This is a genomic window from Corallococcus exercitus, from assembly GCF_042231735.1.
GTDB lineage: Bacteria > Myxococcota > Myxococcia > Myxococcales > Myxococcaceae > Corallococcus > Corallococcus exercitus_B.
The window spans coordinates 2,990,277-3,002,291 of record NZ_CP102577.1; the positions used below are offsets into that span (position 1 = coordinate 2,990,277).

At 69.0% G+C, this 12,015-nt stretch carries 8 protein-coding genes; 4 read left to right on the forward strand and 4 right to left on the reverse strand.

The annotated features are described in order from the left end of the window. Window positions 1-44: 44 nt before the first annotated feature. The 3 genes from NR792_RS11345 to NR792_RS11355 all read right to left on the reverse strand — a co-directional run bounded on the left by NR792_RS11345 (window position 45) and on the right by NR792_RS11355 (window position 5,602). Window positions 45-386 carry a hypothetical protein gene (locus tag NR792_RS11345; protein ID WP_375760079.1) on the reverse strand — a complete coding sequence of 114 codons (342 nt, stop codon included), beginning with the start codon at window positions 384-386 and terminating at the stop codon, window positions 45-47. A gap of 166 nt (window positions 387-552) precedes the next feature. After that, window positions 553-2,856 carry a glycosyltransferase family 39 protein gene (locus NR792_RS11350; protein ID WP_375760080.1) on the reverse strand — a complete coding sequence of 768 codons (2,304 nt, stop codon included), beginning with the start codon at window positions 2,854-2,856 and terminating at the stop codon, window positions 553-555. Window positions 2,857-2,917: 61 nt separating this feature from the next. Further along, window positions 2,918-5,602, reverse strand: coding sequence for a M1 family metallopeptidase (locus tag NR792_RS11355; protein WP_375760081.1), 2,685 nt, complete (start codon window positions 5,600-5,602; stop codon window positions 2,918-2,920). Window positions 5,603-5,760: 158 nt separating this feature from the next. On the opposite strand from NR792_RS11355, the gene NR792_RS11360 reads away from it, so the two are divergent. From NR792_RS11360 to NR792_RS11375, 4 genes are all read left to right on the forward strand, one after another. After that, window positions 5,761-6,654, forward strand: a complete 894-nt coding sequence (locus tag NR792_RS11360) for a hypothetical protein (RefSeq protein WP_375760082.1) — start codon at window positions 5,761-5,763, stop codon at window positions 6,652-6,654. A gap of 90 nt (window positions 6,655-6,744) precedes the next feature. After that, complete coding sequence (locus NR792_RS11365) at window positions 6,745-7,566, forward strand: NAD(P)-dependent oxidoreductase (RefSeq protein WP_120528535.1); 822 nt, start codon at window positions 6,745-6,747, stop codon at window positions 7,564-7,566. A 21-nt stretch (window positions 7,567-7,587) separates the two neighbouring features. Further along, the gene (locus NR792_RS11370) at window positions 7,588-8,508 is read left to right on the forward strand and encodes a LysR family transcriptional regulator (RefSeq protein WP_338268157.1); all 921 of its coding nucleotides are present in this window, start codon (window positions 7,588-7,590) and stop codon (window positions 8,506-8,508) included. A gap of 92 nt (window positions 8,509-8,600) precedes the next feature. Next, a complete protein-coding gene (locus NR792_RS11375; RefSeq protein ID WP_375760083.1) occupies window positions 8,601-10,196 on the forward strand; it encodes an aromatic amino acid hydroxylase in 1,596 nt (531 codons plus the stop codon). Between the two features lie 109 nt (window positions 10,197-10,305). Here NR792_RS11375 and NR792_RS11380 read toward each other — a convergent pair whose 3' ends face one another. Continuing rightward, window positions 10,306-11,922, reverse strand: coding sequence for a LysM peptidoglycan-binding domain-containing protein (locus NR792_RS11380; protein ID WP_375760084.1), 1,617 nt, complete (start codon window positions 11,920-11,922; stop codon window positions 10,306-10,308). Window positions 11,923-12,015: the final 93 nt, after the last annotated feature.

A 12,015-nucleotide genomic window follows, 5' to 3' on the forward strand; every position in this document is an offset into this window, starting at 1 on the left:
GCCTTGGCCAACCCTCGCGGTTGCTGGCGCCAACACGAACGACCTCAAGCTGGCGCGCTCCACGCTTGAATCAATTCCAGTCCGACGACCCCTGCCGAGCCGGAGCCGTCGTCAGACGCTGTGCGTCGACTGGGGTATGCCTTCAGGCCCGTGCGCGCACAGTGTCGACGCCCTTCGCCACGATGGGTCGTCGAGCGAACCCACTCCTGGCTCAACCGCTTCCCGGCTTCCCGGGACGCCACCTTCGTTTCTCGTGAGGTCCCTGCTTCCTCGGGGTAGGCGTGGCGGAACTCATACGCATCCAGTTCTTCCTTGATGGCGGCGGCGACCACCACCACGCCAAGCACGATCACGGCCCCCACGGTGATTTCAGGGGCCGCCAGCACGCAGAACCCGACTCCCACGGCGGCGGCGATTGACGATCCTCGGGCTCCGCGTCGCGCGAGCCCTTGGACTCGGCGTTGACGTGGCGCAGGCGGAGAGGAAAAGACGAAGTGCGCTGCATGCTCGCAGATGCAGGGCGTGGGTCACGGCGGGGCGCGGGGATACCGCTCAGTCGACCGTCACCAGCACGAACTTGTTGTTGATGTCCCGATCCACGGGCGTCACCACCTGGTCCGGCCCCACCGCGGTCCGCAGCAGGTTGAGGCGGTTGTGCTCCACCAGCACCCACACCCTGCCCGGCCGCGCCGCCAGGTTGCGCATGCGCGTGTTGGCGTCGCGGGCGCGGAACTGCTCCACCGTGTTCTGCGAGTAGAACGTCTCACCGCGCCAGTTCATCATGTACGCGATGATGGGCTCGTCCGCCTTGCGCTGATCGTAGTAGCGCCAGAAGAGGTCCCGCTGCGTCCAGTGGTGGGCCAGGTCCACCCAGTGGCTCCAGTTGAACCAGAGGGCCACGCCCGCGGCGAGCACCCAGAAGGTGCCGAACAGCATCACCCGCGCGCGCATGAGGGCCGCCACCACCGCCAGCGCCCCGGCCACCGCGAAGGTGAAGCCCAGGGTCCTCTTGATGTTGACGGGCTCCGACAGCGCCTTGAGCAGCGAGTCCTCCGCCACCGGCTGGCGGAAGCCCCGCACCGCGAGCGCCACGCCCACCACCGCGATGAGGCCCGCCACCGTCCGCAGCGACGAGCGGCCCTCCGTACCCGGGCGCGAGGACTGCCAGCCCAGGAAGCCGGCCACCGCCAGGAACGCCAGCCCCAGCAGCGCCCCCGCGGACACCTGCGCCCGCGACGCCACCGCGCCCAGCGTGGCCACGCCGGACAGCAGCAGCAGCAGCGCCACCGCGCGAGCCCACGGTGACGCCTTCTGCTTCGCGCGGGGAGCGAACGCGTCGAACGCGAGGTACACGCCAAAGGCCAGCAGCACCAGCGTCACCAGGTCCCCCGTCCACAGCGGGCGAGCGGCGAAGAAGGCGATGGGCTTCGTCACCAGGTCCTGCGGGTACGGGCGGTCGTAGTTGAAGACGAACAGGTCGGTGAAGTTCTTCGGGTTCTCCGCCAGGTCCTTGCCCACGAGGATGAAGAGCACGAACCCGAAGATGAGGCTCACCGCGTGCGCGGAGATGCCCTCCTCCCACAGCCGGTCCGCGAAGAGGGCCAGCAGGATGGCCATGCCCGGCAGCACGGGGAAGACGTAGTGGTGGAACTTCGTGGCGCTGGAGGACAGCAGCCAGAACGAGAAGGCCACCCACAGCACCGCGATGAGGGCCAGGTGGTCCGCCTTGCTCGCCGAGCGCAGGCGCAGCCGCGACACGACAGCGAAGGCGCCGGGCAGGAGCGCCACCCAGGGGAAGATGGCGAAGCCGCCCTGCTCGATGAAGTAGATGAAGGTGCCGCCCGGCGTGGTGGTGTAGACGCCCGCCGTGAGGCGGTTCAGGTGGTCGTGGATGAAGAAGCGGTACCAGAAGAGCTTGCCTTCATCGTCCACCTCCTTGAAGAGGGACAGGGTGAGGTACCAGGGCACCGCCACCGCGAGGAAGACGAGGATGCCCGTGCCCAGGTGCATCCGGTACATCTGCCCCCACAGCACGGGCATGGGCACGCGGCCCTCGCGCACCTCCTTGCGGAAGTCCTTGTCCGACAGCCAGCGCAGGTGCTGCTCCACGCTGGCGCCGTCCCAGGGGATGACGGCCAGCGCCGCGTACAGCACCAGGATGACGGCGGGCAGGCCCACGCCGAGCAGCCCCTTGGCCAGCGTGGCCAGGCCGGCGAAGAAGTAGAAGCCGTACCACCACACGGAGCGGTGCTTCGTCGTCTCATCCAGCTGACCGATGAGCGCGCACGCCATGGCGCAGACGAAGGTCGTGACGAAGGGCGTGTCCGTCACCGTCTGCCGCGTGAGCAGGAAGTACAGCGGCATGGTGGCCAGGATGAAGCCGGTGGCCAGGCCCGCGCGGCGGCTCACCACGCGCGACACCGCGAGCGACAGGAGCGCCACCGCGGTGATGCTGAGGAGGGCGAAGGGGATGCGCATGCCCCACTCGGTGTAGAGGGCCACCGCGCCGCTGCCGCGCACCGTGCCCACCACCTGCATGCCCAGCGCCTGCATCCACATGGTGAGCGGAGGCTTGGAGAAGAAGTAGGCGCCTTCCCAGAAGGGATACACGTAGTCGCGGCGCTCGATCATCATCCGAGCCACCTCGCCGTAGTGCGTCTCCCAGCAGTCCCACAGCCCCACTGCTCCCAGGTACGGGAGGAACAGGAGGGCCGCGAAGCCGGCGGTGGCCACCACGACGCGCGCACTGAAGGGCAGCTGAAGCCACCGCTTCATCCCATTCGCCGAGAGGGTCTCCTTGCCGAGAATGGCCTCGGTGAAGGTCTGCTCCGGCTGCTGTTCGCCTTCGCTCGCCACGGACTGAAGCTCCTTGAGTCGTTCCGGGCGGGTGGCCCGTGCGCACCACCGTACCCCAGGCTCACCGGGTGCGGAGGAACGCTTTGACGCTCGGAGCCTGGACCTTCTGGGACTCGATGCACAGCCGGATGGACTCCAGGGCCCGGGCCAGTGCGCGCGGACCGCCTTCAATCTTGTCCACGCGGGGCGTGAGGAACGTCTCCACCTGCGCCAGGTCCATCTCGTTGCAGAGGTTCCCCGTCTGTCCAATCAGCCTGCCCAGCTCATCCGAGCGCAGCCGCTGGGCCAGTGCATCGAAGTGCGTCTGGTAGAAGTTCCACGCCAATGACTGCGATTCCGGCGACATCAGCGCCATGCCGAGGATGACCTGCGAGTCGCGCACGTCGAAGTCCGGCGCCACCACGAGCCCCAGCGCCCGCCACAGCAGGTCCGGGTTCCGGAAGTACCCCAGGGACGCCAGCAGTTGGGAACGTTCGCTGCGGCCCTGCTCCTTCTTCGCCGCCTCCAGCAGCGCGTCGAACAGCGCCGCATCGCCATGCGTCGCCGCTCGGGGCAGCGCGCTGCTGAACGCCTCAGGGTCCACCGATTTGCGGTCCGCCAGCCATGCGCGCACCAGGGGCAGCGCTTCCTTCACCAGCCGCGGATCCTCCCCGGTCCCGCCGGCCAGCCGGAGGAACATCGAGCGCGACTCCTTCACCGAGTCGTCCTCGCCCGGCTTCGGCACCCAGCCCATGGCCCGCGCGCGTGCGGAGTACAGCGACGCCACCCACGCGCGGAAGCGCTTGCGCTCCTCCGGCGTGAGCTGATCCACGCGCACCTGCTCGATCAGCAAGGAACCACTCCGCACCACGAGCCGGTTCGGCGACTTCGCCGAGGCAGGCACCGCCTTCAGCGCCTCACCCAGCGGCAGGTCTCCACGCGACACCGCCGCGTCCACGTCTCCCCAGAGGGCCACCTGCTCCGCCGGGGTGAAGGCGGCGACCGGGGTCGCGAGCAGCTTCGTCAACTGCTCGCGCGTGTAACCACCGCGGTAGTAGCCCGTGCCGCCCGCGTTGAGCAGCACCCACGCCGGGCACTGCTTCGTGGGCAGCGCCACCTCCGCCGAGGCCCCCTGCAACATCGAGCACACCCGCGACGACTGCGTGCCCGTCCCCACGCGCAGACACACCGGCACCTGCCACTCCTGCCGCGCGTCCGCCTTGGAGCCCACGGGCAGGTAGCGCTCCTGCGACAGCTTCACCGTCGGCGCACCGCCCGCGGGGCACGACAGCTGCGCGCTGATTCGCGGCGCTCCCTTCTGGACGATGAACCCACCGAAGGACTGCGCCACCTCCGGCCCCGCCGCCTGGGACAGGTCCGCGAGGAAGTCCTCCATCGTCGCGACCTGCCAGGCGTGCTTGCGGATGTAGCCCCGGAGCACGTCGCGGAAGCGCTCCGGCCCCAGCCAGGCCTCGTACATGGCGATGACGGATGAGCCCTTGTCATACGTGGTCCCGTTGTCGAACGAGCCCACGATGTCGTCATTGCTGGCCACCGGCTTGCGCACGGGCAGCGCTGCCTCCAGCGCATCCGACTCCAGCGCGGAACGGGTCGCGAACATGGCGCGCTCCTGCTGGTAGTCCCAGGACGGCTCCAGCCGGTCCACCGTCTGCCGGTCCAGCCACGCGGTGAAGGACTCGTTCAGCCAGATGTCGTTCCACCACGAGCAGGTGACGACGTCGCCGAACCAGTAGTGGCCCAGCTCATGGTTGGCGATGACCGCGTAGGCCTTGCGGCGCGCCAGCGTCTCCTCTTCGGGCCGGATGAGCGTGAGCGGCTGCCCGAGCGCGACGATGCCCGGGTGCTCCATGGTGCCCCAGTACCGGGGCACCACGGCCACATCCAGCTTCTCGTAGGGATACGGCTGGTCGAAGAAGTCCTCCAGGCCCTTCACGATGCGAGGCGTGATGCTCGCGGCGTAGCGCGTCTCCGCGCCCCGGCCCTTCGGCACGATGAAGCGAAGCGGCACGTTCGTGCGGCCCACGGTGCCTGCTTCCACCACGTCGAACGGCCCCACCATGAAGGCCACGAGGTAGCTGGGCATCGGCTTGCTCTCCGCGAACGTGACGCGCTCCAGCCCGTCCGCCAGCGGCTCGCGCGACACGATGGGGTGGTTGGCCAGCGCCACGTGCCCGGCCTTCACGGTGAAGCGCAGGCGCCACGGCACCTTGAAGGTCGGCTCGTCGAAGCTCGGGAAGGCGCGGCGCGCGTCGATGGGCTCGAAGAACGTGTAGAGGTAGGACTCACCGCCCTCCGCCACTCCGTAGATGCCCTGGCTGCGCTCGCGGTCCACCTTGCCGGTGAAGTCCAACTGGAGCTGCGCCTTCCCCACGGGGAGTTCCTCTGGGAGCAGCAATCCCAGACGTCCTTCGCTCGCGGTGACGGGCTTCGCGTCGAAAGTACGGCCATTCACGGTGACGCGAGCCCGCGTGACGTCCAGGTCCTGCGCGTGCAGCCACACCTGGCGCACCGGCTCACGGACCTCCACGTCGATGGTGACGCTGCCGGGATACGTGTCCTCCGTGGGCACGAGCTTCAGGTCCAGCGCGTAGTGCACGGGCCGCACGGTGTCCGGCAGCCGCAGCGCGGGAGGCAGGGCCTCCGGCCACGACACGGCGGGCGGCGCGGAAGCCGGCGGTGCGGCCTCCGGCGCGTGCGCACAGCGGACGGTCAACACCACCAGGACAAGGAGTGGGAGCAGTCGCATGGGTGCGCAGCTTAGACCGGCGCCCCTCACAGGTCTTCGCGACCTTGATGCGGTCATTAGCCGCGGCTTCGTGCCCATGAAGACACCGGAAGATGCACAGCCTCCCGGGAGCCGCTACGGTCCCGATCCCCCCGTTTCAGCTACAAGCCGAGGAAAACATGTTTTGTCGCGGCAGCGGTCTTCCCTCCCTCTTCGTGTCCCTGCTCTTCGTCGTGGGCTTCGCGTCGTCCGCCCGCGCTGACACCTACCAGACCTATGTGACGCCTAAGGTCAATGGCTATCAGATTGGCACCTACCTCCCCAACCAGCCCACCGGCAACTTCAGCAGCGCTGGCGACACGGCCCGCCGATTCTGTCAGGACCAGGGCCACAGCGGCGCCAGCGGCTTCACCACCGCCATCCGTGGCTCCGCGTATACATACATCGTCGGCACCAATGGCTTTGGTCCGTGGAACACGACTGGCAACAGCAACGTGACGATGCTGGAGACGGTCATCTGCTTCACGTCCACCACGTCGGGCGTCACGTACACCACGCCGACGGTCAATGGCTATCAGGTGGGCACCCTCCAGCCGAACCAACCGGCCGGCAACTTCAGCTCGCCCGCTGACACAGCCCGCCGCTTCTGCCAGGACCAGGGCCATACCGGCGCCAGCAGCTTCACCACCGCCATCCGTGGCTCCGCGTACACGTACATCGTTGGGACCAACGGCGTGGGCAACTGGAACACCACCGGCAATGCCAACGTGACGATGCTGGAGACCATCACCTGCTTCGACTCGGTGGACATCACGTACACGACGCCGACGGTGAACGGTTACCAGGTCGGCACCATCCAGCCCAACTATCCCACCGGCAACTTCAGCACCGCCGCGGACACGGCCCGCCGCTTCTGCCGGGACCAGGGCCACCTGGATGCGCGCGGCTTCACCACCGCCATCCGTGGCTCCGCGTACACGTACATCGTGGGGACGAATGGCGTGGGCAACTGGAACACCACGGGCAACGGCAACGTCACCATGCTGGAGACCATCACCTGCATCACGCAGTAACCGACAGTCCGGGCCGGGGGCCCTCACGGCCCCCGCGTCCCGGGTGTCTTCCAGATGCACGCGGTGGAGGACTGGGCCAGGATGCGCCCCATGTCCAACCTCCAAGGCAAGACCCTCTTCATCACCGGCGCCAGCCGCGGCATCGGCAAGGCCATCGCGCTGCGCGCGGCCCGCGACGGCGCCAACATCGTCATCGCGGCGAAGACGACCGACCCGCACCCCAAGCTGCCCGGCACCATCTACTCGGCGGCGAAGGAGATTGAAGAGGCCGGCGGCAAGGCCCTCCCCTGCGTGGTGGACATCCGCGACGAGGCGCAGATCCACGCCGCCGTCGCCAAGGCCGTGGAGACCTTCGGCGGCATCGACATCCTGGTGAACAACGCCAGCGCCATCAGCCTCACCGGCACGCTGGAGACGCCGCTCAAGCGCTTCGACCTCATGCACGGCATCAACACGCGCGGCACCTTCGCGTGCTCGCAGGCGTGCATCCCGTACCTCAAGAAGTCCTCCAACCCGCACATCCTCAACAACTCGCCGCCGCTCAACATGGAGCCGCGCTGGTTCGGCCCCCACGTGGCCTACACCATCGCGAAGTACGGCATGAGCCTGTGTGCCCTGGGCATGGCGGAGGAGCTCAAGGACGACGGCATCGCCGTCAACACCCTCTGGCCCCGCACCGTCATCGCCACCGCCGCCGTGCAGAACCTGCTGGGCGGCGACGACACCATCAAGGGCAGCCGCAAGCCGGAGATCATGGCGGACGCCGCCTACGCCATCCTCACCAAGCCCAGCCGCTCCTTCACCGGCAACTTCTGCATCGACGACGAGGTGCTGCGCGCCGCGGGCGTCACGAACTTCGACAAGTACCAGTCCGTCCCCGGCGCGGAGCTGCTGCCCGACTTCTTCCTCTAAGGACGTCCGGCCTCCGGCCCCATGCCCCCGCGCAAGCTCCAGCGACACCTGGTCTGGCTCGAGTCCTTCACCGCCGCGGTGGAGGCCGGCAGCATCGACGCCGCCGCGGAGCACCTGGGCGTCGCGCGCTCCGTCGTGAGCGAGCACATCCGCGCCCTGGAGGAGGTGCTCGCGGACGGCGCCGCCCTGCTGGAGCGGGGGCCGGGCCGGCGCCTGCAGCTGTCCGCGCGCGGAGAGCGCCTCTACGCGGGCACCCAGACGCCGCTGCACCAGCTGGACGTGAAGCGGCTGATGGACCTGGCCCGCGTGGAGCCCACCCTGCGCCTGGGCCTCAACCCCACCCTCTCCATGTCGCTCCTGGGCGGCATCGCGCAGGACGCCGCCGCCACCGACCTCAAGCTGGTGGTGGGCTTCGGCGGCTCGCACGAGCTCATGCGGCAGGTGCAGACGCGGCAGCAGGACCTGGTGCTCGACTTCACCCCCCTGCCCCCGCACGAGGGCGTGGACACCGAGTCCCTGCTGCGCATGTCCTTCGTGGTCATCGCCGGCCCCGACTCCGCGCTCGCGAAGGCGCACCCCTCCCGCCGCTCCCTGGACGTGAAGGACCTCCAGGGCCAGCGCTTCGTGGACTGGCTGCGGGACGACCCCTACGGCGGCGCCAACAGCGCGCGCTTCGCCGCCCACGGCGTCTCCGTCACGGAGGTCGGCCGAGTGGAGAGCTTCCTCCACCTCTACGAGTTGCTGCGCGCCTACAAGGCCTGCACCATCGCCCCCGACGTGCGCCCCACCCAGCCCTTCCCGCCCGACCTCCACGTCTGGCCCCTGCGCGAGCAGGAGCCCCAGGTCGTGGAGGTGGTGGCCCTGTGGCCCTCCGGCGGCCTCAGCCCCGGCGGCCAGAGCATCCTTGACGGGCTGCGTCGTCGCCTGAACAAGCGACGATAATCCGACGAAGACGTCGATTTCTGCCGGATTTCCGTCTTCCAGTGCGATGCGTATTCTTCAGGAGTCCTGTTTCTCTTGAAGGAGCCGCCGCGATGACCCCCACGGAACGGACCATTGCCCGCCTTCCCGCCCACCTGCGCCGCTACGTCGTGTCGCAGGACTACGCGGCGTACACGCCCCGCGACCAGGCGGTGTGGCGGCACATCCTGGGGCAGCTGCGCGAGCACCTGAGCGACAAGGCGCACCCCGTCTACCTGGAGGGCCTGGAGGCCACGGGCATTGGCGCGGAGGCCATCCCCAGCCTGGACGAGATGAACGAGAAGCTGTCCCAGCTGGGCTGGTCCTGCGTGGCGGTGCGCGGCTTCATCCCGCCGGCCGTCTTCACGGAGCTGCAGGCGCTGGGCGTGCTGGCCATCGCGGCGGACATCCGCACGCACGAGCACATCCAGTACACGCCCGCGCCGGACATCGTCCATGAGAGCGCGGGGCACGCGCCCATCATCGCGAACGCGCGGTACGCCCAATACCTCAAGGCCGTGGGGCTGGTGGGGTTCAAGGCCATCGCCAGCGTGGAGGACCAGGCCGTCTTCGAGGCCATCCGCAACCTCTCCGTGGTGAAGGAGGACCCCACCGCCACCGAGGAGGAGATTGCCCACGCCCAGGCCCGCCTGGAGGCCGCCAACGCCAGCCACCGCTACATCAGCGAGAGCACCCGCGCGAGCCGCCTGTACTGGTGGACGGCGGAGTACGGGCTGATTGGCGACCTGCAGCACCCGCGCATCTACGGCGCGGGCCTGCTGTCCAGCATCGGCGAGGCGAAGCACTGCCTCACGTCCGCGGTGCACAAGCTGCCGCTGGGCGTGGCGTGCGCGGACACGGACTACGACATCACCCGCATGCAGCCGCAGCTCTTCGTGGCGCGCGACTTTGAACACCTCTTCGAAGTCCTGGCCGAGTTCGAGGCCACGCTCGCGTGGAAGCGTGGCGGGGACCTGGGCCTCAACGAGGCGCTGCGCGCCCGCACGGTCAACCACCTGGTGCTCGCGGACGGCCGGGAGGTGACGGGCAAGGTGGTGGAGCTGCTGCCGGCCCCCAAGGAGGTGGCCCTGGGCCTGTCCACCGCGCTGGCCCGGCTGGAGGGCCCCATCCTCACATCGCGGAGCGGGCACGCCCTGGACAAGCCGTTCAGCGGCGCGGCGCTGGTCGCATTTGGCCAGGGCACCCTGCCGGAGCGCGGGAGCTTTAGACTCTCGCTCGACAGCGGGCTGGTGCTGGAGGGCTTCGCGGTGGGCGGCGGTGAGGTGATTGCCCTGCGCGGCACGCTGGCGGGCCGCGAGCTGACGCTGCCGTCCATGGCGCGCCTGTACCTGACGGAGCGGCTGCCGTCCGTGGCGGGCGGGCCCGCCGACCCGGGCACGTGGGACAGGTGGTTCGGGGAGATGGACGCCTTCACCGCGGGCGACGGCGAGGCCCAGGCGCGCGAGCGCAAGGCGCAGGCCCTGCACCCGTCGCTGGCCGCCCTCTACACGGAGGTGCGCCGCATCCGCGAGACGGGGCAGCGGGCCCCCGAGCGGCTGGAGCAGATCGCCCGCGCGTCCACGGACTTCCCCACCGACTGGCTCCTGCGCGCGGAGGTGGCGGAGCTGCGCGGCGAGGTGCCCCCCCGGCGCGACACGGCGCACGCGTAGCGTCCGTCTCTTTTTCCGAAAGACAGACGGATGACGTGAAACGGCCCGGTCGACCTCCTCACGAGGTCGCCGGGCCGGCTCACTTCCGGGGGGCTTTCGCGGCGGGGGACTACCCGTTGATGCGCACCATCGCGACGTCGTAGTGGCGGTCCGTCACGTAGCCGTTCGCGGCCTTGCCGGGGCGGTACATGTTCCCGGTCTTGTCATCCACGTAGAAGCGGTTGTTCGGGTTCGTGTCCTTGCCCTTGCTGGCGTTGGTCGTGCCCGGGTCGTGGAACGTGTAGTAGGTGCGGCCCTTGTCGTCGACGCCACGGCCCGTGATGGTCACGAAGTGGTCCGTGAGGCCGTCCGCGTTGTAGCTCGCGTCCTTGTGGCTCACGCCCACGACCACCGGCTTGCCGGCTTCCAGCTGCTGGTCGATGTACTTGCGGCCCTCGGCGGCCTTCTTCGAGTCCACGTTGAGCGCGCCGACGCCGTTCTCGCTCTTGCCCACCTGGATGCGGCGGTCGGGGCCCAGCACGTTCGCGCCCTTCGCGCCCGCCATCGCCACCGCGGCCTTGAAGCACGCCGTGTCGCTGGGGGTGTAGCCGTGGCCGCCCTCGAACTGGCTGTAGTACGGCACCTTCACGTGCACCGCCGGCTTGTCCTTGGACCCGGCCACCTGCTGCGTGTCGGTGCGGTCCGCCTCCGTGGTGGGCCTGGAGGTGTTCGTGCCCTGCGTCGTGCCCGTGCCGTCCGAGCGGCCCGGCCTCGCGCTGTTGTCCACCGACGGGGGAACCACGCCCGTGTTGGTGTTGGCCGGCTTCGTCGTGGTCGCGCCCGACTGCTCCTTCTTGAGCATGGCGAGCGCGTCCTTCGCCTCCGACTTGAAGCGGTTGGCCACGCCCTTCTGCACGTCCTTGGAGCTGCCGGAGAAGTGCACCAGGGTGCCGCTGGAGTTCGTGCGGCCGCGCTCGGCGTAGATGTCCTTGATGAGCTGCTCGTCGCTCACCTTCGCGGGGTCGCGGCCGGCCAGCGCCTTCTTGAAGATGTCATCCGCCTTGCCCGGGCCGTGCTGCACGGAGGTGGACCAGGCCACGTCACGCAGCGCCGCGGAGCGCTTGTCCAGGTCGATGCCCGTCGCCTTCTTGATGTTGGCGGCGCCCGGGTCGTAGTGCGTGGCCTTGATGTAGTCGTGCTGCGCCTTGTCGAAGCCCTTCGGGTCCTTCGCCGCCAGCTGCTTCCACGCGGAGGAGAACTCCGCGGAGCCCGGCTTGCTGCCCGACAGCGCCTTGTAATAGTCCGGGTTCGTCTTCTTCAGCGAGTTGACGAAGGACTGCGCGGAGCCGTTCGCGGACGCGAACTGGTAGGAGCCGTAGGACACGCCGCCCTTGTCACCCTTGCCCGTGGACACGGTGCCGGGGCCGCGCGCCTCGTACTTGCGGCTCAGCGAGCCCAGCTCCCCGCCCGCGTTGCTGGTGGTGCCGCCCTCGGTGGAGGGCGTCGTCTTCTGCGTGCCGCTGGTGGACTGCGTGAAGCTGTCGCCCGACGTCTTCGTTCCCGCGCTCGACTTCGCGCCCTTCGTCTCGAAGCCGTCCTGCTGAACCTTGAGGGACTGGCCCGCCAGGATCTTGTTCGGATCCTTGATGTTGTTCGCCTTGGCCAGATCCGCGACGGACGTGTTGTAGCGCTTCGCGATCTCCGAAAGCGTGTCGCCAGAACGGACGCGGATGTTGGAGACGGTCATGGGAGCCCCCTCGTGTCAGGCCGCGAACACAGGCGCCGCGGACGTGCTTGGATTGCCGTGATTATCGAATGGCAGTGCGATCAGTTTCGCATC